Here is a 26,412-nt window from a genome sequence, read left to right on the forward strand (position 1 = left end):
TATAGACTAAAGCCGTTCCTTAAGAAAGCGAGCCAACAATACGAAGTATTAAATAAAAAAGAAGCACTCAGATGAATTGAATTGTACTGAACCCCAAAAGTTGTACTTTGTTTTAGTATAATATTTCGAAGGTTTGTTTCCTAAAATTTTTAGGAGATAAGCCTTTTAATTTTGATTTAATTCTTTCATTATTATAAAAATAATATAAAACTTTATCACTGAATGACAACTAGGAAACATTAATTGTAAAAATTAAGTATTGTAATCACACTTAGGTATAAAAAACGATAAATCAAGAAATATTTACAACAATATTAATGATTTTTATTATAATTTAGTTAAAGGTAATCAACCTTTAATAAATAATATATCGAGGAATGAGGTGTGTTAAATGTCTGATTTCGTAAACGCAATCAGTGAAGCTGTAAAAGCAGGTTTAAGTGCTGACTGGGTAACAATGGGAACTAGCATTGCGGATGCATTAGCTAAAGGCGCTGACTTCATCTTAGGTTTCTTTAACTAATAAATATTGAAAGAGGCTGAGACAAATTGAATTGTCTCAGCCTTTTATTATTTGATTACAGGAATGGACGACGAAATCATTTTAAATAAATTTAATTTCTGTAACACTCTTTTTTAATATTATAATACTAAACCAACTATTGATGCTGAAATAATTGAAGCAAGTGTAGAACCTAGCAACAAGCGTAGGGCAAACGAAGCCACCTTATTACCTTGTGCATCACTAAATCCTTTGATAGCGCCAACGATAATGCCTACAGTACCAAAATTAGCAAAACTAACAAGATAGACAGAAATGATACCTTGTGTACGTTGTGTTAAATCTCCAGCTAATTTTTGGTAGTCTAACATAGCAACAAATTCATTAGTAATTAATTTAGTTGCCATCAATGATCCCGCTTGAACTGCTTCGTTCCAAGGAACACCTATAATAAAAGCAATCGGTGCAAAAATAAAGCCGATTAATTGTTTAAAATCTAAACCAACAAAACTAAATAACACTGTGACTGCTTCCATCAAGGAGATAAATGCAAGTAACATAATAGCGACACTTACGGCAATTTTAAAACCATCTGTAGCACTATCACCAATCATTTGGAAAAATGGAACCTTTTTCGACTTTGTTTCATCACTATTTGAATTGCTTTTAGCTGTGGATGAGTTGGAAAACTCCACATCACTATCATCTGATTGATATGGATTGATGACACTTGCAATAATTAATGCACTGAAAATATTGAGCATAACGGCAGTAACAACATATTTAGGTTCAATCATTTGCATATATGAACCTAACATAGCCATACTGACAGCACTCATACCAGAAGTGGTAATCGTATATAATTTCTCTTTAGATAATTTAGGAATCATTTCTTTAATAGTTAAATAAACTTCTGGCTGACCTAACATTGACGTTGAGATTGCAAAGTAACTTTCGAGACGGCCCATACGTGTAATTTTATTGATAATAATACCAACATATTTAATGATAAACGGAAGAATTTTAAAATAGTTTAATACACCGATTAGTACTGAAATAAATACTAAAGGTAGTAACACTGTAATAAAGAAAGTTGAAGCACCTTTGTTTTGTAAACCACCGAAGACAAACTCGATACCAGCTTTACTAATATTGATTAATTCTTCAAAAAATGAACCTAGTGTTGTTAATATCGTTAAACCAATAGTCGTATTCATCATGAATAATACAATGACGATTTGAACGATTAACATAATTACTGGTTTTTTGAAATCAATCGCCTTTCTGTTATAGCTAAATAAAAAAGCGACGAATAACGCAAAAAGTATACCAGTAATGGCAAATATGATTGACATAAGTATCACCTACAATTTATTGAAAGCAACTGCAATTTTAGCTCCAAGTACCGCATTGTTTTCAACTAGTTTGATATTTGTATTTAAACTCTTGCCTTCAGACTTTTCGACAATTTTACTGAGTAAAAATGGCGTAGAATCTTTACCGCTAATACCTTGCGTTTCTGCTTCTTTAACTGCTTCTTCAATAATGCTGTCAATATATGATTTTGGTAGTTCATCTTCTTTAGGAACTGGATTAGCGATGACAACACCGCCTTCAATATTTAAATCATTTTTAATTTTACAAATATGTGCGATGTCGTCTGGATTTTCAGAAGAACTGTTTAATTTAATACCACTTTGTCGTGTGAAGAATGCTGGTAATTCATCTATTTGGTAACCAATTACTGGTACGCCTTTTGTTTCAAGATATTCCATTGTTTTTGGTAAATCTAGAATAGATTTAGCACCTGCACATATTACTGTTACATTTGTTTTACCTAATTCTTCTAAGTCTGCTGAGATATCCATAGTATTTTCAACGCCCCTATGTACGCCACCAATACCACCAGTTACAAAGAATTGAATTTCTGCTAATTCTGCACTCATCATTGTTGATGCAACAGTAGTTGCACCAATCTGTTTAGTAGCGAGTACTTCTGCAAAATCACGACGTGAAACTTTTGCGACATTATCACTTTTAGCAAGTAATTCAAGTTCGTCATTTTCCAATCCAATTTTGATCTTTCCATCAATTAATGCAATTGTTGCTGGAATAGCGCCATATTCACGTATGATATTTTCAACAGTCGTAGCCATTTCTACATTTTGTGGGTATGGCATACCATGTGAAATAATTGTTGATTCTAATGCTACGATGGGCTTTTTGTCTGCTTTAGCTTGTGCTACTTCTGTGGAAAATTCAATATATTGTTTCATTTTTATAGTCCTCCAAATCTCTAAATAATTGTTTTTTATCTAAGTTTTGTCTCACTGTATATTCTGTTTCAATTGTTTTACGAGAATTAATCATGCCTGCTGTCAGTATGCTTTCGGTGTCTAGATCATTTAACCAACTGAAAATGACTGCACTAGAGAAAGCATCACCAGCACCTGTTACGTCAACGACATGCTTAGAAGGTATGACAGGTTTAATTACTTCTTTGTCATGATTCCTAAAAATAAGTTTTTTTACACCGTTTGTAATAACAACATTTGAAACGCCTAACTGATTCCATTTCTGTGCAGCTTTACGTAAATCATCAGTGCCTTGTATGTTCATATTTAAATAAGTTTCTGTTTCATCTCTATTGATAATGAGCCAATCGATAGCGTGTAACGAATCAGGCATGTTTTTCATTTTTGGAGATGAAACTGGAATAACTATTAATTTAATACTGTGTTTTTCTGAATAGGCACATAAAAAATCCATTGCACTTTTTGAAATATTGAGGTCTGCGATGATACATTTTGCTTTTATTAATAAGTGTGTACGCTTAATTAAAAATTCTGGAGTGATATAATCATAGACTTCCATATCTGCTAAGCCATATTCCATATTACCGTCGCTATTGATCAATGCAGTATAGGAACCAGTGTTAGCATTTTCAATTTGTTGAACGTGGTCTAAATTCATGAATGGGGTTGATAATTTATGAATCATATCCCACTCACTATCATTGCCACTCACAGATAAAAATGCGACAGTTTCTCCCATACGTCCTAGATTCTCAGCAATGTTGCGCGCAACACCACCTATAGATCTCGTTGAGGTAACAGGATTAGACGTTTCTAATTGCAAGTCGCTATGAACATAAAATTTTCTGTCTAAGTTCGCAGCACCAATGCACACAATTGGATAATCTTCATTTAAAACATATGCTTTTCCTAAAACATATTCTTTGCGAATAAGTCCGGATATAATATTTGCAACTGCTGGCCTAGATAATCCAATGGATTGTGCTAATTCTTGTTGTGAAATGAATGGATTTTCTTGAATGCGATTTAAAACTGCTTGTTCATTTTTATTCATATGGCAACCTCCTTTATGCAAAATTAAACTTAAGTTTACAAATTAAACATTTGTTTAAGTCGATAAGATAATAGCATGAATATTCTGAATTGTATACGCTTACATAAAAGTGTTCGTAAAATTGTAATATCTATATAACTACGAAATATCAATTTGAATATGCTACATAGCGCTTGAAATCAAGGATTTTCACGATTTTTGATAATTTTTGTAATTTATTAAATTAGCTTGAATGAAAAATTTTTTTCAATTAATAAATGAATTTCAATAATTTGATGTTTGAATTGTTGGAAATCTACTTTCAAATGTTAATGAAATTAAAAGAAAATAGGGGTGTTTATAAATAGACATATATATTTAATGATTTTATAACTAGGAAAAAGCTAGGGAAGTGAGCGATTAAGATAATATATAGACATGTCAGACAACAGGTGAACACAAAAAAACTGCCGACAAGGTGAGCCCTTAGTCGACAGTTTTAATTTTGAGAATATCATCTATATCTTATATGTTTTGAAAGCATATATTAATTTTATACGCTAACTTTCAGCGTTATCATTATTTGTTTCTTCATCTTTATTAAACAAAGAAGAAAATTTAGATTTTATATCATCTAGCTTACTATTTACTTTATCCAATTCTTCTTGCATTTTATCAGTATTACCATTATCTTTTTGGGTTTTTGCCTGTTTTAAATCATCTATCGTCGTTTGATATTTATCAGCTAAATGATTTGTTTTATTAGAATCAGCTTTTTGTTTTAAACTATCAATCTTATCTTGTAATGCTTGTAATTTAGAATCTGTTGCTTCATTAGAGTTTGAAATATCTGTTTTTATTGATTGTATATCATCTTTAACTTGATTGTTCTGACGTTCGAAATTGACATTATCACCTTGAGTATCATTCGATTGATTTTGATTAGCGGTGGATTGTTCACTTGATTCATTTGCAGTTTGTTGATCATTATTTCCACTATTCATAAAAGTACTAACTGCAAAGATGACAATGATGACTAATAAAACCACCATACCTAAACCTAACCAAAATTGTTTGCGTTTTGATTTTTTATTTTCTTCTAATAACTGCAACTCACGTTCACGATCTCGCTGATTGTAGCTTGTTTCTGATTTGTAATCATTGTATTTATTGTCATTATAAGATTCGCTATTTTTTACAGTACGACGATAGGGATTGTATAAGATTGTTCCGAAGATATCTTGTTGTTGCTGGTCATTCACAGTGTGGATATTTAAATCCGTATTAACATTTCCATATTTGTCTAACGCAATAATTTTTCCATCATCTTCAATTTTTAAAATTTTAGGATAATCATTGAAAGAGTCGTTATTAGCCATTTTTTTCACCTTCAATTATATTTAGATATTAATTGCTTACTTTTAAATTACCCAACTCAAGTAGTATAAACATTGCTTGTTTTAATGGTCTTTCATATATATTACTTAATTTTTTTAAATAAAACATCATCATTTAGACTGAGGTGATGCATTTGATGATATTTTGTTTTACTTTAACAAAGATAAAAATTAAAAAGTGGACCAGAAATCTTTTTAATAAACTTAGATTTCTGGCCCATTCCCTTATATAGTGTGCTTAAGTATTTATGCAATGTAATGACTACGTTTCAAGTAACAAGTTGAATTACTATTTGTAGTTTGTTAATATCCTGAATCGACTTCTTCGCCGTCTTCGTCATATTCAGTAACATAACCATCCTCATCAATTTTATAAGAACCTGCTAGCTCTCCGTCTTTATCTGTAAAGGAGAATCCCCAACCGTCTCCAGTTTTTTCGGGTTCTTTATAAGTATAATTATCTGTATCCAAAGTACTTCCTTCATAAGATTCGACTTTATCAATAACATTATCACGAGTTACTTTTTCATCAGAATTGGAAGTACTATCATTGTCGTCATCAGAATCTGCTTCTTTTTCAATCATTTTATCTTCATAATCGCTTATTGCATCATCGTCAAATGTTAAAGCTACGTCTATTTCATCTTCATCATCATTTGGACTTGAAACATTTTCTACACTAGATTTGAATTGTTTACCTTCAACTTCAGTAGTAGCATAAACTTCGATTTTTTCATCAGGTGCATAAGGGCCGTAAGTGACAGATTCATATTCATCAAAATCTGATTGTTCATTGCCATTTATATAAAGTTTAAGTGAATCAGAATCTGCAAAAGATGAATCAATACTAACTGTAAAACGTTTTTGTTTGAATTGCAGATCTGCACTATTACTTTCTGACATATCGATATGAATGACACCATCGAATTTTTTGTTATCAACCTTTTGTGTTGCTTTTAAGTCGTATATACCGATTGGAAAATCATCAAGTGTCTTCGTCTTACCTTGTTTTAATTTAACTTGTGTTGTTTTGTCATTAAGTTTGTAAGATAGTGTCGTGTCTTCTTCTGAAGTAATAGAAACAGGTTCCTTATTGACATTAAAGATGTAATTTTTAAATATGCCCCATTTTTTCCCATCTTCGGTAATATTGATTAGAGAGGTATCTCCAACAGTGACAGCATGTTCGTTTAATTTGTTTTCTTTGATATTTTTTGCACTACTTTGTAGTTCGTCAGCAACACGATCTACGCTATCGGTTTCGTCAATATATTTATAAATAGCCTTAGCTTCATCTTTAGAAATAGCTTCACCATTTGATTTTAGATGGCTAGCTAGACGATCTGTATCTTTGTTTTTTAAATCTTTAGAAATAGTTTCTGCTTGTTTTGTAGGTGATAGTTGCGCGTCTATTATTTTATAAGCCGCAAACAAAGCGATAATAATGACTAATATCACTGCAATAATAATAAATAGAAGCCATTTTGATTTATGGTTAGGTGATTGATTATTTGCTCTTTGTTGCACAGGCGTCCCACATTGGGTACAGACGCGTTGACCAGGTTTAATTTCAGCACCACAATTACTACAATACTTCATTTGAAACATCCTCCTTAATAACCTGTATTAAAAAATGAACTTAAATCACTTAATGTATTAGAAACAGTACTTTCCACTATAATAAGTAAAATGATTCCTAAAATGATGATATAGATGAATATAGAATAAATGACAGGCATACGTATAAGTTGGTTGTGGCTGTATTTCGTAATTAAATATATTGGTGCAATTAAAGTGAATAATATAGCAATAATGATAAGGAATATTGCAAAACTTGGTACATGAATTGTTAAAAATAGTAAACCAAGCAAAAGGGTAATGACAGATAAGGTGTTGACTAAAACGAAATCTGAAAATATTTTATGTAACGTCGAATGAATATTCAATATTTTGATAAGTGCATAAGTGATTCCAAATAGTACTGCAATTGTAATTAATAAGAAAAGTGAAATGTTAAACACAACACTTGCTTTACTCGACATGAAATATGCTACTTCTGCAGGTATCAGTATCATTAATAATATGATGGATAAAAGGAACCCCGCTACAATAATACTGAAAAGTGTTTTGTAAGAAAAAAAGTGAGGACTCACAAGTTCTTTATCCGGATGTCTAAAAGCAGTTAAAAAGAACGTTTTAGCTTCATTGAATATGTCTGAAGAATGTTTTGAAAACTGCTCGCTTTTAGGATTAGACTGTGTTGAGTATTGTGTTGATGTTTGTGTTGTATTAGATTGCGTTGGATCTTGTTCAGATTCATATTTCGATTTGTTTTTAGTTTCATTCGTTGTATTCGTTTGATGAGATAATTTTGTACCACACTCTCCACAAAATAAATCTGATGCTTCAATAGGATTTCCACATTTTGGACACTGCATAAGGCTTCCCCCTTGTAATATGTATATTAAAATATAATATCACATTTATATTTGCGATACACTACTGTTTTGAAAATTAACTAAATTTAAATTCAAAAAATTATAAATGTAAATAGAAGTAGTTTTTTATTTAAAAAAGAATAATAATAAATAGAGGGTGTGTATAATGAAATGAAGAGAAATACAGTGCAGTTATTACGAAGAAAAAAACATTATTATTATATAATGTAGTTATAATAAATAAAATGGCAACTAAAGTATATATTAAGGAGTGGAATCCGAATGGTTAAGCGATTATTGAGTAACAATGCTTCAGAACTACTAGCAATGACAGGTGAAGAATTAAAACAGAGTATTAAAGCTAGTGCTGGACGCGTGGTTTTATCTGAAAATATAGTAACAGAAACACCTGTCGTGCCAGATATTACCAATGCTGAAATAGCGCGTGCGTTTGGTGCCGATTTGATTTTGTTAAATGGCTTCGATGCATTTCATCCAAAAGTGAAAAATATAGAAGAACATGAACAGGTTATAGAAACATTAAAACAATTCGTTGGTAGACCCATTGGCGTGAACTTAGAACCTGTTGATGACGGAACAAATATGTATGATCAACACTTAGAAATTGCAGAAGGACGTCAAGCAAGTCCTGAAACGGTTCAAGTACTTGAAACATTAGGGGTCAACTTTATATGTATGACAGGAAACCCGGCAACTGGTGTATCTAATAAGAAAATAGTTGAAGCAATCCAAAATACAAGAAATCATTTTTCTGGTTTGATTATCGCTGGAAAAATGCATAGTTCAGGTGTGGATGAACCTGTGATTACAAGAGAATATGTAAGGAAATTTATTGAAGCGGGTGCTGATATTATACTGGTACCCGCTGTGGGGACAGTGCCAGGTTTCGATGAAGCGCAACTTAAAGACATTGTCAAAGAAGTTCATCGTAAAGAGGGGCTTGTCATGTCAGCAATTGGTACGAGTCAAGAAAGCGCTGATCCAAGTACTATTAGAGATTTTGCCATTCGAAATAAAATATGTGGTGTGGATATTCAACATATTGGTGATGGAAGTTTCTGTGGTTTAGCACCTGTGGAAAATATATTTGAATTAAGTAAGGCATTGCGTGGAGAAAGACACACGTTGTCAATGATTGCCCGTTCTATTAATCGCTAACAAAAGTGGAATATATAAATTCCTGTTTTCAAATATTAATTGATTTATTTTAGATTAATTAAATATATCAAAAAGTATTTTTTTTGTGTTTAGAAAAGTTTAGCAATAATAACTCAATTGAAATAAATACTTATAAGTTATAGGACATCAAAAAAATGAAGATATAGAGGAGAGAATGCAACACATTAATGTTGAATTCTCTTTTTTTATATTTAATCGATATTTTTTATATAAAATGATTATTCAATAAATTATAATTTGAAAAAGTGATCGTTTATGTTAGATGTGCAACTTTTCGGATTATGAGACGAAAGAGATTACACATCCAAAATTTAAAGTAAGCGGTTACAATAAATATGTAAGGAGGTTGCTCATGTGTTAAGCAAGAGACAGCATCATATATTAACATTCTTACTTGAACGTGAAACGTTTATAACTATTCATCATTTAGCTATTCAATTCAATGTTTCAGAAAGGACGATACAGTACGATTTAGAATATATAGAAAGTATGGCACAAAGCTTAGATTTAACAATTTTTAGAAATAAAAATGAAGGTATAATGATTAAATCTAAAAGTCCCTTGAATGATAACGTTCCGAAATATATGGCGACTTCAATACATTACTCTAAAGAAGAAAGAATACGTTACATCATATTAAAGTTATTTGAATCTAATACACCAACATCTTCTAAGACGTTGGCCGATATGGTATCCGTTACACGTAGAACGATCGTTGAGGATTTAAAAAATGTACAAACTTGGTTATCTTCTTATGATTTAAAGTTAGAATATATTAAAAATAAAGGATTTATCATACAAGGTGAGGAAACAAATTATCGCAAAGCATATGCGACACGTGTCCATGAATATTTTCAAAATCATACACATCAAATAGGACATAAGTTATTTTCGAACAAAGCATTAGAAACGATTCGATTGACGGTAGTGTCGGTATTATTTGAAGCGGATTATCAGTTAGTCCAAAGTGCGATTGATGGTCTAATTTATCATATTTTAATTGCAATACATCGAACTAAAGAAAAATTTGTTTTTGAGATACCTGAATTGGAATATAACAAATTAGCAGAAACGGACCATTTTCGAGTGGCATTACTCATAAAAGCATCTTTGGAAGAAAAACTCGATATACAATTCCCTAAAAGTGAAGCAGGTTTTATTACCTTACATTTGTTAGGTGCTAAAACTTCAGAGATGAATCAAAAACGCGAAACAGTCGATGACTTAGAAATTCTAACCGAACAATTGATAGAACGTATGAGTGGTGACTTAGGTATAGATTTAATTAACGATACTAAATTATTAAATGGTTTAATTGTTCATCTGAGACCAGCTATTCACCGATTGAAATTTGATATGACGCATAATAATCCTCTAACAGATGAAATATTTCAACAGTATCATCACATCGTAGAAAGACTACGCAATCATATTTGGGGCGTTGAAGAGAATTATCGTATTTGTTTCAACAAAGATGAGCTTGCATACATTACGTTACACTTTGCGTCAGCGATTGAACGTATTTCTGCAATTACTACAAATGCTATAAAAGTAGTGCTATTTTGCGGTTCTGGCATCGGTACTTCACAATTATTGAGAAGTAGATTGCGCCATATTTATCCTGAACTTGAAATTGTAGATGCTTATTCAATCTACGAAATTGACGAAACATTATTAAAACATGAAGGCGTTGACTATATCATATCAACAGTACCGTTTGAACATGCGTCGATACCTATACTTAATGTTTCTCCATTTTTAGATAAAGATGATCGACAACAAATTAACACAATCATTAACAATTCAAGAGAACAGTATGTGCATGATATCAAAGGGTTGGGGCCTACCTTGAAAGAAGTCTTACCAGAAAACAGAATTTTAACACAACAACCTTCACTTTATAGAAATGATGCAATAAGGCAAAGTATTGAAGCTTTGGTAGACGCTCAAATTGTTGATTGTATTTATGCCGATGAAATTATTGAACAATTAGATGCATTTGGACCTTATATGGTTATAAGTCCACATATTGCTTTAATTCATGCGCAACCAACGCACGTTAAAGGGACAGTAGGTTTTAGTATTACACATTATCAAAATGGTATTTATTTTGGGCATGAACAATATGATCCTGTTAATATCATCGTTACATTAGCAACCGCTCAACCACAAATTCATTTAAATGCTCTGAGACAACTTAGTGAGCTTATTATGGATGACAAAACTAGAAAGGTATTACTTTCAGGAAATATTGAAGCAATTATGCGCTGTATAAATGACGTGAGTCAACATTAAGGAGGGAAAAAATGACTTTAGAAATTTTATCATCAGATAAAGTGCAAGTACTTGAACAAGTTGAAAGTTGGCGTGAGGCAATTAATATAGCTGCAAGTCCTTTACGAGAACAAGGCTATTTTCAACAAGCGTATATTGATGACATGATTCATAGTGTAGAAAAATTAGGACCTTATATCGTTATTGCTCCAGAAATAGCAATTGCCCATGCTCGACCGAATAATAACGTTAGAAAGATAGGTTTGAGTTTGTTAAAGCTAAATCAACATATTAACTTTTCAGAAGAGGGACACTATGCTTCATTGGTTTTTGTATTAAGTGCTATAGATAATGAAGGACACTTAGAAGTATTGAGAAGTTTAGCTACGACTCTAGGCAATCAGCAGACAGTGAATAATTTATTAAAGGCACAAACATCAAGTGAAATTATAAATATATTTAAAGGAGAATGATGACAATGAAAATTTTAGTAGTATGTGGGCACGGATTAGGAAGTAGTTTTATGGTTGAAATGAATGCACAAGAAGCATTGAAAAATTTAAATGCACCATCAGATATAAAAGTTGAACATAGTGATGTTATGAGTGCAAGTCCTGATATGGCAGACTTATTTATTTGTGGAAGAGATTTAGAAGAAAATACCAAAAAATTAGGTGATGTCATTGTATTAGACAATATATTAGATAAAGAAGAATTACAGCAAAAACTAGATGAAAAATTAAAAGATTTAAATATACTTTAATCATTAATAAGGAGGTAAGATTATGAAGCCAATTCTTGATTTTATCGTCGATATTTTAAGTCAACCTGCGATATTAGTTGCCTTAATTGCATTTATTGGATTAATTGTCCAGAAAAAGTCGGCAACTGATATCACATCAGGTACGATAAAGACGATTCTAGGATTTTTAGTTTTAAGTGCGGGTGCTAATGTAGTAACGCAATCATTAGAACCATTTGGCAAGATTTTCCAGCATGCATTTGGGGTGCAGGGTGTTGTGCCTAATAATGAAGCAATCATATCAATCGCTTTGGAACAATATGGTACGACTGCAGCATTAATCATGGTGTTTGGGATGATTGTGAATATCATTATTGCGCGCATTACGAACTTGAAATATATTTTCTTAACTGGTCACCATACATTTTATATGTCCGCATTTTTAGCAATATTATTGTCCGTTGGTCATGTGACAGGTACATTTACAGTGATTATTGGAGCGATTATTTTAGGTTTGATTATGGCAATACTACCTGCACTAGCACAGCCTACAATGAAAAAAATAACGGGAAATGACCAAGTCGCTTTGGGTCATTTTGGTACATTGAGTTATTGGGCTGCTGGAGAAATAGGTAAATTATTTAAAAGTAAATCAAAATCGACTGAAGATATCAATTTTCCAAAAGGGTTAAGCTTTTTAAGAGAAAGTACGATCAGTATTTCTTTAACAATGACATTGCTTTACTTTGTAGCATCATTGTTTGCTACACCTACTTTCGTGCACTCAGAAATCAGTGATGGACAAAACTTTATTGTGTTTTCACTTATTCAGGGTGTTACATTTGCAGCTGGTGTGTTCATTATCTTAACGGGTGTTCGCTTAATTCTTGCAGAAATAGTACCTGCATTTAAAGGTATATCTGAAAAGTTAGTTCCAAATACAAAACCTGCGTTAGACTGTCCGATAGTCTTCCCTTATGCACAAAATGCAGTGTTAATTGGCTTCTTTGTCAGCTTTATTGTAGGTGTGATTGGGATGTTCATCTTATTCTTATTTGGTGGTGTCGTGATACTTCCAGGTGTGGTGGCACACTTCTTCTTAGGTGCTACAGCAGGGGTCTTTGGTAATGCACGTGGAGGCATTAGAGGTGCGATTGCTGGATCTGCATTAAATGGATTATTAATCACGTTTTTACCATTATTATTCTTGCCATTCTTAGGGGAATTAGGTGGTGCTGCTACTACATTCTCAGACACAGATTTCTTAGTAGTGGGTGTCGTGCTTGGTAATGTAGCGAAATATTTGGGCATCATTGGCATTGTTGGTTTAATTGTTGTTGTCGGTGTGGTGTCAATTTTACTACAAAAACGTTCGAATCAAAAAGCGATGAAAGAACAATAATCATAAAAAACCTAGGCTATGCAAAATCATAGGCCTAGGATTTTTTGTGTTATCTTATTCTTTATAATAAACAAGTTGAGTTGTTGTAGCTAATAATTCTCCATCAGAACTCCAAATTTCGCCAGTTTGGTCATAAAAACCATCATTAAAATTATGTGCTCGCGTGTGTCCTAATACGTGATTAATGCTGTGCTGTGCTAATGTTGCTGTGTCTGAATGAAAGTACACAGTAAGAGAAACTGTACCTATTGGGACAACTTTTTCACGACGGACATATATTCTTGGAAAAAAAGCATCACACATTGAGGCAAGAGATAAATAATCTAAAGTTCTATTTGGTTTGTCTTTCATCCATTGTAATGTAACTGAATCTGCATGATTTGATTTAGTGTAAGCTCTAGGTGCACCTTTTATTATTTTAATATCATATTGATTTACCCAGGGCGGAACTTCTGTTAATGATAAACTGTCTACATTTTCTGCGTTTGGTATTTTTGGCATGTTTAATTCGGTTGAAGACCATGTATCTCTTTTCTTTGCTGTAACTGCAGTCGCTGTAATGACTATCTTATTATGTTGGTGCAGTTCAATATACCAATGTTGTGTAGAGCGATTGGTTCTAACTGGATTGGCATTTATAGTGAATGATCCATCTTTGACAGGTGCTGTGTAATTAACAGTAAATGAAACTGGGTTACCAAGACAATCTGTATGCTCTATAATTGCTCGTAATAATGTTGATGCAATCACACCACCAAAAGGGCCAACCATATTGGCATAATCAGAAGAAGTATGTCCATGATAAACGCCAACTTCTTGTGGTTTTAAGTTTGTTGCGATATCAAAAGGATGTGCGTACGTATTTAATGTCATTTGTATGCCTCCATATAATTTTTAGCTTACGTTTAAGATTTTATTGAAGCATTTCTTTATAAACTTTATGATTTTGATATGAAGTATAAAGTAGTGGTGCATCTAATTGATGTTCTTCGGCTAAATTCAGCAAATAGCCTTGTAAGTGATCGGCTTCAATATTTAAGCCTTTTTCCATATCACGTTGCATGGATGTTTTGAAATGGTAAGATAGCTTAGTAAGTCCTTTCATATATTTATCGACGATTGTTTTATCAATCGGGACTTGGTGACTTCTCATAATGGACGAAACTTCTTCATATAATGATTTGATAAAATCAGTACCACCTTCACTATCACGTATTGGTCCGATTGGCGCATGCATCATTGTAGTTACACTTGATAATACTGTAATCATTAGATATTTTTGCCACATACCACGCTCGATATCTGAAGTTAAAATAAATTCAGATTTTGTATTAGCGAAAGTATCCTCTATCAATTTAGCTCTTTCACTATTTGTGCCATCTAATTCTCCAAAGAAAAGTTTATCGAAATCACTTGTTTGTACGACTTCACCAGTTGCATTTAATGAAGTTTCAATGATGCAATAACCACCCATAATTTTATTTTTACCAAAAACAGCTTGTAATTTTGGAATATGTGCAACACCGTTTAACAGCGGAATAATCACAGTATGATCTCCCACAAACGGTTTCAAGTCATCGATTGCTTGCTCAAGATGATATGATTTTGAAGATAGTAAAATCACATCAAATGGTTCAGTATGATCTTCTCTAGTAACCAATTGTGGGGTGAAACTATAGTCACCGTTGTCGCTATGGATGACTAAGCCATTCCTTTCTAAATAAGATTTTCTTTTCGGCCTTACTAAAAAAGTGACATTTTTATGATTCTCTGCTAAACGACCACCAAAGTAGCCTCCAATTCCACCTGCTCCTAGGACTAAAATGCGCATCTCAAACACTCCTTAATCTATGTAATGATTCATATTGCTATTTATATACCACTAAAAGTTCAAAGTTACGCATCAGAAATGAATGAAAAATTAAGGGGGTGTGTTAATCGTATAATGTAATATACAATAAATTTCTAATACCTAAGAACATCTATTCATATTTGAGAAAGAGGGTTAACAATCTATATCAAATTATAAGAGCATTAAATTTTTGCTAATCATATAATGAATTGTCTGGGGAGTTGCAAAATTAAGCGAGGTTTAACGTAGTCCGTTATTTATTGTTAAGCGCTCTGTTTTGATGGTGTTAGTTTATTTAACACACCTGTATTAAAATGTGTTAGACTGAGAACATGCCAAAAATAATTAATCATGAAAAGAAAAAAGAACAAATCATTCAATATGCTTTCGACTCAATTGTAGAAAATGGAGTTAAAGGATCTACTGTAAGACAAATTGCGAAATTAGCTGAAATGACACCTGGACAGATTAGATATTATTTTCCCAATCATTCAGAGTTATTAAATGCTGTAATGTCTACTGTGGAATTAAAAGTAAGAAGGAGAATCGAAGTAATATTTACGTCCGAAAACCTTAATACAATAGACAAAGCAAAAGCAAGTTTACTATCGGTATTACCATTAGATCAAGAAAGGTTAGCTGATATGGAAGTATGGATGGCATTTCGATATGACATACATGAATATGGTCAAAGTACACTTGATGATGGGATAGATCAATTATGTAATAGTGTTTTGACATTATTAAGAAACGAGCATTTGTTGAAAGATAATTTGAATATGCACCTTAATTCTATGAAATTACACGCATTAATTGACGGTTTGGCTTTGCATAAACTACTCAACCCAAACGGGATTTCAAACGATGATATTCAAACAATTGTAGACGAAGAAATAGTTAGATTAACGCAATGAAGGAGGACAGCCCATGAATTTTATCGTATGGCTTATAATTTTTTGTGAAATAGCCTTTTGGGTTGTCATATTACTTGGTTTGGTAACAAGATATATCTTAAAACAACAAAAACTGGGTTTTTTCTTCCTAGCACTTACACCGGTTATAGATTTAATATTGCTTATAACAACAGTTGTAGATCTCATGAATGGTGCAACAGCTGAAACACCGCATGCTATAGCTGCAGTTTATATTTCAGTATCTCTTATATTTGGAAAGAGTATGATAAATTGGGCCGATGATAGATTTAGATATTATGTAATGAAACAAGGTCCCAAACCTTATAAACTCGATGGTTTAGCTTATTCTAAAAAATATTTCAAAAGTTGGTTGAAACATTTACTTTCTTATATTATAGGTACAGGAATTTTACATTTACTTGTCTATTTAATTAATGATAAAAGTCGTACAGAAGCTATGGATGTTGTTATTCATATTTGGACAATTGTCATTATTATAGACTTAATTATTAGTATTTCATATTTTGTGTGGCCGCCTAGAAAAGAAAAAAATCATAATAAATAAGAAAAGAAAAAACGGTATCACAATAATGTCCTTATAATATTTATCGTCCAATAGAGGTCATCGATTGTTCTCCTAAAGTGCAAATGCCATACTATCGTCAGCTTGCTTATGAAGACATGCGTGACGTTTCATTATTGCAATATTTAATGGATGAAACGTATTCATCAGAATCATGCAGTAGAGCTATTTTAAATAACTTGGGTTTAAATGAATAACTTGGGCGTTCTTGTAACGTTTTGAGTGGTGAGGAAAGAACGAAATAATTTTAGCAGTATATTTTTCAGCGAATGCGAATGTGTTAACTTTAGACGAACCAACTAATTTTTTAGATATTAATACGCTAGAACATTAGAAGTGTTTATGAATAAATACCCAGGGATCATCTTATTCACATCACACGATAGAAGATTTGTTGAACATGTGGCAGATAAAAAATAGGAACTAACAGAACAATTTATTTATGATATAACTTAAAAACTAAAGTTTAAAAAATGATATGGATTTAATTTTGTCTTAACAGCATTGTATATAAAATCAATAACTCAACGAACTAAAGAATGCATAGCAGTAAAGTAAACGTTATGATGACAATAGAAATTACGGTTCTAGAAAAATTCATAAGGTTATCATGCGACATGTTAAAAGCGACTTCTTATTATTCAGAAGTCGCTTAATAATTTTAAAGTCTAATATAATACTAGTTGTACAGATTTAATGCTATTTCTTAATTATCGAGATTTCAACTTATGATTGATAGTAAGACTGAAATATTAACGCTAAGAGTCTTTAGGTATCATACTTTTAAGATTTCTCAAGAAATTAGCAATTTTATGTTTTAATTTGTCGAATTGATGAGATGAATATACTTTATTATGGACCACAGCTATTCATGTTTTAGTAATGTGACGAGTATTTGAAAAAGTGTTCAATTAAATAATTATTTGACAGTATCAATACATTCAAAACAATACAAATGATTATTTTTATGCACGCCATTTAAAAAGCTATTTAAACAAAAAATATCTCTATGGCAATTCTCACATTGACCAATTAATTCTCTCATTTAAATGCCTCCTCGACCATTTTATTTACATGAATGTCCATAGTTTCTAAAATTGGAATATTAAAATCACTATTATCAAAAAGCATTTGTAATTCTGTACATCCTAAAATTACGCTATCAATATTGTCTTCTTTTGTCATTCGACTAATGATTTTTAGAAAATCTTCTTTAGTTTCTTGTTTTACAATACCATTTTCCAACTCATCAACAATTTTTTGGTGTATTAGTTGTTGTTCATTCTCATTAGGTACAACAACATGCTTATTATTTTTAGTGAATTGCTTTTTGAAAAAATCATGTTCCATTGTAAATTTAGTTCCTAAAAGACCTAATGATTGTAAGTTTTCTTCATTTGCCCGTTCATAAGTTGCATCTACAATACTGATCATTGGTACACTTACCATTTTTTTAATGTCATTAAATACTATATGTGGTGTATTTGCAGCTATAATTATAAAATCTGCACCAATATCTTCTAATTTTTTTGCTGCATTTCCTACATAGTTTGCCAAATCTTCCAATTGATTGTTGTTAATATATTCAAAAATATTATACATATTAATGCTATTAATAAATAATTCGGGCAGTGTTTTTTTACTATTTTTTCTGTCTTGATATTTATGAATAAAAGATTGGTAATAGTCCACTGTTGATTCAGGTCCGAGACCTCCAATTATACCTACATTTCTCATCTTAATTCCTCCAATAACCGTCAAAAATTAAATTCAAACGATATTATATATTTAATCAGTTATTAAATTGTTACCCGAATAATTTAATTTCAATGATATTTAAATATTTGAAAGTTTATATTTTATTAAGCAGAACGTTTGTTTTTGCTATTATTTAGATAAATAATAAAGACAAGCTTAAGCAAGCAATTTGTGATCATAAATAATAATTAAAAAGTGGTGTAGATATGGAAGATAAAGGTTTAGAAGAAAAAGTAAATGATCTCATCTCAAATAATTTTGTCAATAATGTTGAGGAGAAAAAAAGACAGATGAATCTTGCAATGGAAAGTGTGAGAAACATCATAGAATTATGTGGAGATGATCCTGAAAGAGATGGTCTCATCGATACCCCTTATCGTTTTATTAAAGCTTTTTTAGAATATACAGAAGGGTATAACGAAGATCCTAAAACACATTTAACAAAAACGTTTGATGTTAAACAAGACGACATGGTTTTGGTCAAGGATATAGAATTCTATTCAATGTGTGAACATCACTTTGCACCTTTTTACGGTGTTGTTCATGTTGGTTATATACCTAATGAAAAGGTAACTGGATTATCAAAAATTGCTAGAGTAGTCGAAGGATATGCGAGAAGATTTCAAGTACAAGAAAGATTAACAACTCAAATTGCACAAGCAATCAATGAGGTGTTAGAACCTAGAGGTGTCATGGTAGTGATTGAAGCCAAACATATGTGTATGTGTAGTCGAGGTATCAAAAAAGAACAATCTTCTACAATCACTTCAGCTGTACACGGGTTATTTCATAAAAATTATAATACAAGAAATGAATTTTTAACTTTAATCAATAAATAATTAGAATAAGGTGTGTAATTATGTGTAGAAAAGTAGCCTTAATTACTGGTAGTGCAAAAGGTTTAGGTAAGAAAACAGCGCTTGATTTAGCTGCTAATGAAATTGATATAGTTATTAATTATCGGAAAAGTAAGGCAGAAGCACAAAAATTAGTTGACGAAATTAAGCAAAAATTTGGTGTGAATGTTATTGCCATCCAAGCAGACGTATCAAAAATAAAGGATGTAAAAAATATGATTGAATCAATTATGTCTACTATGGGGCGCTTAGATATTTTAATTCATAATGCAGGACCATTTATTAAAGATAAGCAAACCATTATTGATACTTCTTATGAAGAATGGAATGCCATGGTTGATGGTAATTTAAAAAGTTTTTTCATTTTAGTTAAAGAAGTTGTCCCTATTATGAGGAAAAATAATTGGGGGAGAGTTATAACAATTGGTTTTGATCAAAGTCAAAATATACCAGGTTGGATATATCGAGGTGCTTATGCGGCAGCAAAAACAGGCGTCTTATCATTAACACAAACTTTATCAAAAGAAGAAGCCCGTTTCGGAATAACATTTAATACGGTTTGCCCAGGCGATATTTTAGGTGATGATAAAGAAAGAAATATAGCTGAGCATAAAAGAAATGACTTATCTCATTTTGAGATTCCAAGAAAAGAATATGGTGAGGATATTTCTCGTGTTATTAATTTTCTTTGTGAAGAAAAATCAAGTTATATAACAGGTGCAACAATCTCTGTCACAGGTAATCATGATGTTATCAATAAGTATAATTTATAAAGAGGTGCTTTAATTATGGATGATAATGTTGTAATTGTAGGTGGATCTATAGCAGGTATATTTGCAGCAAAAGAATTAAGAAAAAAAGGGTATCAAGGTGGCATTAAAATTGTTGAAAGCGAGGAACGATTGCCATATGATAAACCTCCTTTGACGAAAGAGTGGATGCAAGACAATGAAAATACTGCTATACCTTTATTAGAAAAAGAAAATTTTTATGATGACAATAATATAGAAATTGTCTTAAATACTAAAATTATAAATATAGACACAGATAAAAAACAGTTACTTACAGAAAGAAATAAAATTATAAATTATGACAAACTCGTATTAGCTACTGGTGTAAAAAATAAGAAATTAAATTATTCAAATCAAAACTTGAACATTCATTATTTATCTAACTTTTTAGATGCATTGAGCATTAAAGAGGAAGCAAGCAAAGAAAAACAAGATATTGTTATTCTGGGTGGAGGATTTATTGGATTAGAACTAGCAGCGAGTTTAAAAAATTTAAACCATAATGTAACTTTAATTTCAAGATCTGAATATCCATTGAGTAAAATTATTGGTAATCAAGCTGCTAAATATATTAAACAACTTCATGAAAAAAATGGTATTAATTTTATGACAAACGACACTATTAAAGAAATTGAAGGAAAAGATACCGTTAAAAAGATTACAACTGCTAATAATTTAGAAATTCAATGCAATATCTTGATAGCAGGTATCGGCACATTCTTTGAAGAAATAAGAAATCAAGGTGTGGAAAAATTAAATACAAATAATCAAGGCTATATTGTAAATGAATATGGTCAAACGAACATTAAAGATGTTTATGCGATTGGAGATTGTGCGGTTTGGCCTTATGACAATCAATTAATCAATGTTAAACATTGGGAGAATGCATTTAACCAAGGCAAGAATTTAGCTAAGAATATAATTAATAATAACACTTCACCATTTAAAATAATTCCTTATTTTTGGTCTGATCAATATAATGACTCTTTTGAATATTTGGGTCATATAAAAAATTGGAATAGAAGTGAAATTGAAGGAAACATTGAAAATGGAACATTTTCAATCACATATTATGATCAATTAGATAAACCACAAGCTGTGTTTTTCACTAATGGTTATAAAAATAAAAAGGAAGTACAAGATTATCTTATAAAAAATAAAGCATAAAATTAGGAGTAATCATAATGACTAATAATTTCACAAACTATGGTAGTTTAGCTAAGCAATTAGTAGCTTTAATAGAAGATGAAGTAGAACCTATTACCATTTTTTCTAATATCTCATCTTTACTTTATTCAAATTTACCAAATGTAAATTGGCTAGGTTTTTATTTTATAAAAAATGAAGAATTATTATTAGGTCCTTTTCAAGGGCAACCAGCTTGTTCACATTTGAAATTAGAATCTGGTGTATGCGGAGATGCTGTAACACAGCGTAATTTAATAAACGTAGAAGATGTTTACGAATATCCGAATCATATATTTTGTGATTCAAACAGTAAATCAGAAATCGTATTACCTATATTTGTGAATAATACGATAATTGGAGTATTAGACATAGATGCACCAACGATTAATCGTTTTAATAAAAATGATGAAGTAAATTTACAAAATATAGTAGAACTTATAGAGAAAAAATTAGCAAAAATAGATTTAAGTATCATGACAGACGTATCTACCAATTTTATTAAAAAATAAGGAGTATATAAAATGAGTTTACGAATGAATTATGAGGAAATTGCCTCAGATAATATTGAATTAATGTATGAAATGGAAAAATTATTGAAAAAAATACAATTGATAACAAGTTGCAAGAATTAATAAAAATAAGAGTTTCTCAAATAAATGGCTGTGCATTTTGTTTAAACATGCACACTACAGATGCTAGAAAACGAGGTATAGACGAAAAGAAAATTTATTTATTAAATGCTTGGGAAGATACTAATATATACAACGATGCTGAAAAATTAGCACTAGAATTAGCTGAACACGTTACGTTAATTTCTAATCATAAAGTTCCGAAAGAGCTCTATAATCGCGTTCGTGAAAAATACAGTGAAAAGGAATATGCTGATTTAATATTTACAATTGCACAAATTAATACATGGAATAGAATATCTATATCTATGGGAAATGAATACAATGTTTAAATCAAAGGAGTGCACAATATGTCTATAAATAATCAAGTTGCGATTGTTACAGGATCCGGTAGAGGCCTAGGTGCTGCTATTGCAATAAATTTAGCAGAAAAAGGTGTCAATATTGTTTTGAATTATTTAAATGATGAAAAAAGTGTTGAAAATGTTCAAGAAAAAATTAAAGATTTAGGTTCCAACGCTATTATTGTACAAGCTGACGTTACAACCATTGATGGCTCGCAGCGTATAGTTAATGAAGCATTAAAATCATTTGGTACTGTTGATATTTTGGTGAACAATGCTGGTCCATTATTTAGACCAATGTCAATTGAAGACATGACTTGGGAAGATATGTCTAAAAATTTAAATGAAGATATGGGCGCAGCCTTTAATATGACAAAAGCTGTTTTAGGTACTATGAAACAAAATCATTATGGTCGTATTATTTATATAGGATCATTATCTAGTGAAAAACCGTCAAATAACGTAGCACATCATGGTAGTTCTAGAGCTGCAATAAGTACTTTTTCAAAGTATGTAGCACTTGAAATGAGTGAATATGGTATCACTTCGAATGTTGTTTGTCCCGGTATGATAGAAACAGATCGAACTAAATCACAAACCAAGATTATTAAACGTATTGCCGAAATAACACCTGCTAAAAGAATTGCTAAACCAGAAGATGTTGTGCGTGCAGTTAACTTTTTTGTGAATGACGATGATGGCTTTTACACAGGACATTACTTCCCTGTGAGTGGTGGATTACACTTAAAATAAAAATGGTTTTAAATTTAACATTCAAATACTCACAGCCTTATTATAGCTTTAGCTGTAATGAGTTTTTCAATTGTAAAATATATTTTTAACTATAAAAAAAGTTTTAAAGAAGGTTTAAAATGAACTTTTACGACAGAAATGGTAATGCTACAGCTTATACAGAAGATAATACACATGTTTATCTATTTAATGGTAAAGCAGTCGTTTATTTTCAATGTAATAAAGTGTATGGCTTTAATGGGAGTCATTTAGGTTGGTTTGAAAATGGATGGATAAGAGATTTAAAAGGTAAATGTGTAATGTTTAGCTCGAAAGCATCTGGTGGTCCAATAAAACCTATTAAAAACAAGGCTCCTGGAAAAAATATAAAAGAAGATATGCCAATTAAAAAGAATAGAAAGCAAGTTAAAATTAAAAATATATATCATATAGCTTGGTCACGCTTAAGTGGCATAGATTTTTTATTACAAGGTGTTTGAAGAATGACTTTTTTTAGTCATTCTTTTAAAACAACTGCTTGCATATGTTGTTCATTTTTAGCACAAAATAACTAGATTATATTACTGTTATTTTGTGTTATTTTTTAATATCTTTTTGCACCTTTATTATCATGATTTTTTGAAGGCAACTTTATAAATATTACAATCTAAATTAACTACTTCTATAGAAATACCACTAGCTCCGATGCTATCTATTAATATACGAATACTAGAATCATTTTTAGAAGCGCAAATTCGCACTAATTTTATACGTATAACATTTCTACCAAACACTTGATTTTACAAAAATAATTTAAATAGTATGCTAAAGATAGGTTTTCAATAATATATTAAAACGATAATAAATATGTTAGTAATTTATTTGAATAAGGTGATTTAATATAATGATTTTGTCTTAATCTATCTTAAATTACTATTAAGGAGAGATTATATGTTAACAAATGAAGAAATCAAAATAATTAAAGAAACAGTGCCACTTCTAAAAGATGAGGGACAAAATATTACCTCTATTTTTTATAATATGTTATTTGAAGAGCATCCAGAATTAAAAAACGTATTTAACCAAACGAACCAGAAGAAAGGTTTACAATCTTCAGCACTAGCTATGGCTGTTTTAGCTGCAGCTGATAATATTGATGATTTATCTCCAATTGTTCCGGTTATCATGCCAGTGGTCTACAAACATTGTGCGTTACAAGTTCAACCCGAACATTATCCGATTGTAGGTGAAAATTTAATTTGAGCGATTCAAGAAGTAACTGGATTGACGGATGATAGTGAAATTATTCAAACATGGATTAAAGCTTATCAAGCAATCGCAGACGCATTTATTGGCTTAGAAAAAGAAGTTTATAGCCAAATGGCTTGGGAAGGATTTAAACCGTTTGAAGTCACTGATATTAATAAAGAAACAGAAATCATTAAATCATTTACGATTCAATCAGAGGATATTGATTTAAGTCAATTCACGCCAGGTCAGTATATTACTGTAAATATTTCAAATAAGAAATTACCTTATCAGGCTAAAAGACATTATTCCATTGTAGATGGAAATCGTGATTATTTAACATTTGGCGTGAGAAAAGATTTTACCGAAGAACATGAGGGTGAAGTTTCAACGATTTTACATGACGAAGTTAACATTGGAGATACATTAGAATTATCTGCGCCGGTAGGTGGTTTTGGTTTAGTAAATAAAGATAAAAAGCAATTACTCTTAGGTTCTGGCGTAGGTGTAACACCACTTGTTTCAATGTATAGAGAAGCTGTTGAATCTAATGCGGCTGCTACATTTATTCAGGTAACTTCAGATAGCGATAATATTGCTTTTGAAGATACACTTAAATCAATTAACGCAAAATCAGAAGAAAGTGTATTTCATGTTCATTTACGTGACGAGGATGGTTATATAGAAAAGAAAGATTTAGAGGCATATCTTGATGATGAGACTGAAATTTATATTTGTGGTGGAAGTTCATTCTTAAATTCAATGATGTTAAATTTACAAGCACTTGAAATTCCAGAAGAGCGTATTCATTTTGAAGCATTTGTTCCAAGATTAAGTTTTTCTGTATAAAAATAATACTTTTTGAACATCATATGCGATGATGATTAGAAAAGTTTATGAAAAAATGAAAAAGTGTATGCAAACAGCGTCAGCTAGTAAAAGGCGTCAATTTCTATTGAAATTGACGTTTTTTTATTATGAATAATAATTTTAAAAATTCTACATAACTTAAGGAACTGAGTTACTAAATGATCGCTATATTTAGTGTAAATGTATTCGTTTCACATGGAACAATTTTATTAATATTAGATTAATCATTAATAAATTAGAATTTTCTAAAATTTCATTGACTAAACACGAGTGTAATGCTAGGATTAATACAACTCAAATACATATGATTAACTCTTATTTAGAGAGGCGGAGGGACGTGCCCGATGAAGCCCAGCAACCATCGTTTAACGAAATGGTGCTAATTCACAGAAAGTAACAAATGATTACTTTCGAAGATAAGAGAAGGTGCGTACTTTCTCTTTATTTTATTAAGAGAAAGTATTTTTTTACATAATGAGTGAATTTTATTTTTAGATAAAGCTAAGGAGAGATGTTATGAAAAAGGTCATTAGTTTAACAGTTTTAGTATTTTTTGCTGTAATACTCGTAGCATGTGGTTCGTCCAAAGATAAAGAGAATAAAAAGATCACAATTGCTACATCACCAGCACCTCATGGTGAAGTTCTGAAACATGCGAAAGATGAAATGAAGAAAAAAGGGTATGATTTAGAAATTAAAGTTGTTAATGATTATAAAGTACCCAATAAACTTTTAGATAAAGGTGACGTAGATGCAAACTTCTTTCAACATGTACCTTATTTAAAGGCTGAAAGAGATGACCATAATTATAATATTGAAGAAGTAGGGAAAGTTTTTACAACGCCAATGGGTGTATACAGTAAAAAATATAAAGATATCAAAGATATTCCGAATGGTTCTACAATTTATGTTTCTAATAATCCGGCAGAAGAAGGACGTTTCTTATCATTTTTCGTAGATAAAGGGTTAATAAAAATTAAAAAAGGTGTCAAAATTGAAGATGCCAAATTTGAAGATATTGTAGAAAACAAAAAGAATCTCAAGTTTAACAATAAGCAAGGGGCAGAATTTTTACCTAAAACTTATAAAAGTAAAGAAGGCGCAGCTGTAATCATGAATTCTAATTACGCGATTGATAATGGCTTAACGCCACACAAAGAGGCTATTGCAATAGAAGGTAAATCATCACCATTTGCCAATATTGTTGCAGTTCAAAAAGGGCATAAAGATGATAAAAAGTATCAAACATTACTAAAAGTTTTACAATCTGAAGATATGAAAAAGTTTATTAAAAAAGAATATAATGAAGATGTTATACCGTATGAAAAATAAAAACATTGATT

The 26,412-nt window shown here is 31.0% G+C and carries 25 protein-coding genes, 3 pseudogenes and 1 riboswitch; of the genes and pseudogenes, 18 read left to right on the forward strand and 10 right to left on the reverse strand.

The window, feature by feature from the left end; all coding sequences use genetic code 11:
- Positions 1–112 precede the first annotated feature (112 nt).
- Positions 113–229, reverse strand: coding sequence for an IS3 family transposase (locus NST87_RS13765; RefSeq protein ID WP_080760412.1), 117 nt, complete (start codon positions 227–229; stop codon positions 113–115).
- A gap of 162 nt (positions 230–391) precedes the next feature.
- Between NST87_RS13765 and NST87_RS01450 the strand changes: the two genes are divergently transcribed.
- The gene (locus NST87_RS01450; protein WP_019469020.1) at positions 392–523 is read left to right on the forward strand and encodes a beta-class phenol-soluble modulin; all 132 of its coding nucleotides are present in this window, start codon (positions 392–394) and stop codon (positions 521–523) included.
- A gap of 119 nt (positions 524–642) precedes the next feature.
- Here NST87_RS01450 and NST87_RS01455 read toward each other — a convergent pair whose 3' ends face one another.
- From NST87_RS01455 to NST87_RS01480, 6 genes are all read right to left on the reverse strand, one after another.
- Positions 643–1,857: a NupC/NupG family nucleoside CNT transporter gene (locus NST87_RS01455; RefSeq protein ID WP_019469019.1), complete on the reverse strand. Its 1,215-nt coding sequence runs from the start codon at positions 1,855–1,857 to the stop codon at positions 643–645.
- Positions 1,858–1,866: 9 nt separating this feature from the next.
- A complete protein-coding gene (locus NST87_RS01460; RefSeq protein WP_019469018.1) occupies positions 1,867–2,778 on the reverse strand; it encodes a pseudouridine-5'-phosphate glycosidase in 912 nt (303 codons plus the stop codon).
- On the reverse strand, positions 2,762–3,871 hold the full coding sequence (locus tag NST87_RS01465; RefSeq protein ID WP_019469017.1) for a carbohydrate kinase: 1,110 nt from the start codon (positions 3,869–3,871) through the stop codon (positions 2,762–2,764). Before NST87_RS01465 ends, NST87_RS01460 begins: the two co-directional genes overlap by 17 nt.
- A 539-nt stretch (positions 3,872–4,410) precedes the next feature.
- Positions 4,411–5,229: a hypothetical protein gene (locus NST87_RS01470; protein ID WP_019469016.1), complete on the reverse strand. Its 819-nt coding sequence runs from the start codon at positions 5,227–5,229 to the stop codon at positions 4,411–4,413.
- Between the two features lie 321 nt (positions 5,230–5,550).
- Positions 5,551–6,846 (reverse strand): DUF2116 family Zn-ribbon domain-containing protein, encoded by a 1,296-nt coding sequence (locus NST87_RS01475; protein ID WP_040030291.1) that lies wholly within the window; start codon positions 6,844–6,846, stop codon positions 5,551–5,553.
- Between the two features lie 14 nt (positions 6,847–6,860).
- The gene (locus NST87_RS01480; RefSeq protein ID WP_019469014.1) at positions 6,861–7,685 is read right to left on the reverse strand and encodes a zinc ribbon domain-containing protein; all 825 of its coding nucleotides are present in this window, start codon (positions 7,683–7,685) and stop codon (positions 6,861–6,863) included.
- Positions 7,686–7,967: 282 nt separating this feature from the next.
- Here NST87_RS01480 and NST87_RS01485 point away from each other — a divergent pair, with 282 nt between their 5' ends.
- The 5 genes from NST87_RS01485 to NST87_RS01505 all read left to right on the forward strand — a co-directional run bounded on the left by NST87_RS01485 (position 7,968) and on the right by NST87_RS01505 (position 13,303).
- Complete coding sequence (locus NST87_RS01485; protein ID WP_019469013.1) at positions 7,968–8,864, forward strand: DUF7916 family protein; 897 nt, start codon at positions 7,968–7,970, stop codon at positions 8,862–8,864.
- A gap of 375 nt (positions 8,865–9,239) precedes the next feature.
- Positions 9,240–11,180 (forward strand): BglG family transcription antiterminator, encoded by a 1,941-nt coding sequence (locus tag NST87_RS01490; protein ID WP_019469012.1) that lies wholly within the window; start codon positions 9,240–9,242, stop codon positions 11,178–11,180.
- An 11-nt stretch (positions 11,181–11,191) separates the two neighbouring features.
- Entirely contained in the window at positions 11,192–11,632 is a 441-nt protein-coding gene (locus tag NST87_RS01495) for a PTS sugar transporter subunit IIA (protein ID WP_019469011.1), read from the forward strand.
- Between the two features lie 5 nt (positions 11,633–11,637).
- On the forward strand, positions 11,638–11,922 hold the full coding sequence (locus tag NST87_RS01500) for a PTS sugar transporter subunit IIB (protein ID WP_019469010.1): 285 nt from the start codon (positions 11,638–11,640) through the stop codon (positions 11,920–11,922).
- Between the two features lie 22 nt (positions 11,923–11,944).
- Positions 11,945–13,303 (forward strand): PTS ascorbate transporter subunit IIC, encoded by a 1,359-nt coding sequence (locus tag NST87_RS01505; protein ID WP_019469009.1) that lies wholly within the window; start codon positions 11,945–11,947, stop codon positions 13,301–13,303.
- Positions 13,304–13,357: 54 nt separating this feature from the next.
- Here the strand turns inward: NST87_RS01505 and NST87_RS01510 are convergent, their stop codons facing one another.
- Together NST87_RS01510 and panE are read right to left on the reverse strand one after the other, a co-directional pair.
- Positions 13,358–14,176, reverse strand: coding sequence for an acyl-CoA thioesterase (locus NST87_RS01510; RefSeq protein ID WP_019469008.1), 819 nt, complete (start codon positions 14,174–14,176; stop codon positions 13,358–13,360).
- A gap of 40 nt (positions 14,177–14,216) precedes the next feature.
- Positions 14,217–15,134, reverse strand: a complete 918-nt coding sequence (panE, locus tag NST87_RS01515; protein ID WP_019469007.1) for a 2-dehydropantoate 2-reductase — start codon at positions 15,132–15,134, stop codon at positions 14,217–14,219.
- A 353-nt stretch (positions 15,135–15,487) separates the two neighbouring features.
- On the opposite strand from panE, the gene NST87_RS01520 reads away from it, so the two are divergent.
- The 3 genes and pseudogenes from NST87_RS01520 to NST87_RS01530 form a co-directional block, all read left to right on the forward strand.
- Positions 15,488–16,069: a TetR/AcrR family transcriptional regulator gene (locus tag NST87_RS01520; RefSeq protein WP_019469006.1), complete on the forward strand. Its 582-nt coding sequence runs from the start codon at positions 15,488–15,490 to the stop codon at positions 16,067–16,069.
- A 13-nt stretch (positions 16,070–16,082) separates the two neighbouring features.
- A complete protein-coding gene (locus NST87_RS01525; protein ID WP_019469005.1) occupies positions 16,083–16,634 on the forward strand; it encodes a hypothetical protein in 552 nt (183 codons plus the stop codon).
- A gap of 38 nt (positions 16,635–16,672) precedes the next feature.
- Positions 16,673–17,072 (forward strand): annotated as a pseudogene (locus NST87_RS01530) (macrolide efflux ABC transporter Msr(A)); the annotation flags it as partial.
- A 621-nt stretch (positions 17,073–17,693) separates the two neighbouring features.
- On the opposite strand, the gene NST87_RS01535 reads toward NST87_RS01530, so the two are convergent.
- Positions 17,694–18,389 (reverse strand): aspartate/glutamate racemase family protein, encoded by a 696-nt coding sequence (locus NST87_RS01535; RefSeq protein WP_019469003.1) that lies wholly within the window; start codon positions 18,387–18,389, stop codon positions 17,694–17,696.
- A 227-nt stretch (positions 18,390–18,616) separates the two neighbouring features.
- Here NST87_RS01535 and folE point away from each other — a divergent pair, with 227 nt between their 5' ends.
- The 9 genes and pseudogenes from folE to NST87_RS01580 all read left to right on the forward strand — a co-directional run bounded on the left by folE (position 18,617) and on the right by NST87_RS01580 (position 26,401).
- Positions 18,617–19,249 (forward strand): GTP cyclohydrolase I FolE, encoded by a 633-nt coding sequence (folE, locus tag NST87_RS01540; RefSeq protein WP_019469002.1) that lies wholly within the window; start codon positions 18,617–18,619, stop codon positions 19,247–19,249.
- Between the two features lie 20 nt (positions 19,250–19,269).
- Positions 19,270–20,040: an SDR family oxidoreductase gene (locus tag NST87_RS01545; RefSeq protein ID WP_019469001.1), complete on the forward strand. Its 771-nt coding sequence runs from the start codon at positions 19,270–19,272 to the stop codon at positions 20,038–20,040.
- A 15-nt stretch (positions 20,041–20,055) separates the two neighbouring features.
- The gene (locus NST87_RS01550) at positions 20,056–21,225 is read left to right on the forward strand and encodes an NAD(P)/FAD-dependent oxidoreductase (RefSeq protein WP_019469000.1); all 1,170 of its coding nucleotides are present in this window, start codon (positions 20,056–20,058) and stop codon (positions 21,223–21,225) included.
- Between the two features lie 17 nt (positions 21,226–21,242).
- A complete protein-coding gene (locus tag NST87_RS01555; RefSeq protein ID WP_019468999.1) occupies positions 21,243–21,755 on the forward strand; it encodes a GAF domain-containing protein in 513 nt (170 codons plus the stop codon).
- 12 nt (positions 21,756–21,767) lie between these two features.
- A pseudogene (locus tag NST87_RS01560) lies at positions 21,768–22,207 on the forward strand (carboxymuconolactone decarboxylase family protein).
- Between the two features lie 18 nt (positions 22,208–22,225).
- Positions 22,226–22,972 carry an SDR family NAD(P)-dependent oxidoreductase gene (locus NST87_RS01565; RefSeq protein WP_340721255.1) on the forward strand — a complete coding sequence of 249 codons (747 nt, stop codon included), beginning with the start codon at positions 22,226–22,228 and terminating at the stop codon, positions 22,970–22,972.
- 119 nt (positions 22,973–23,091) lie between these two features.
- Positions 23,092–23,451, forward strand: coding sequence for a 4-fold beta flower protein (locus tag NST87_RS01570; RefSeq protein WP_040030280.1), 360 nt, complete (start codon positions 23,092–23,094; stop codon positions 23,449–23,451).
- A 451-nt stretch (positions 23,452–23,902) separates the two neighbouring features.
- Positions 23,903–25,048, forward strand: a pseudogene (locus NST87_RS01575) (globin domain-containing protein).
- Between the two features lie 333 nt (positions 25,049–25,381).
- A riboswitch (SAM riboswitch) is annotated at positions 25,382–25,492 on the forward strand.
- Between the two features lie 93 nt (positions 25,493–25,585).
- On the forward strand, positions 25,586–26,401 hold the full coding sequence (locus tag NST87_RS01580) for a MetQ/NlpA family ABC transporter substrate-binding protein (protein ID WP_019468992.1): 816 nt from the start codon (positions 25,586–25,588) through the stop codon (positions 26,399–26,401).
- Positions 26,402–26,412 lie beyond the last annotated feature (11 nt).

The sequence above is a fragment of the Staphylococcus sp. FSL W8-0271 genome (assembly GCF_038006605.1).
GTDB classification, from domain to species: Bacteria; Bacillota; Bacilli; order Staphylococcales; family Staphylococcaceae; genus Staphylococcus; species Staphylococcus cohnii.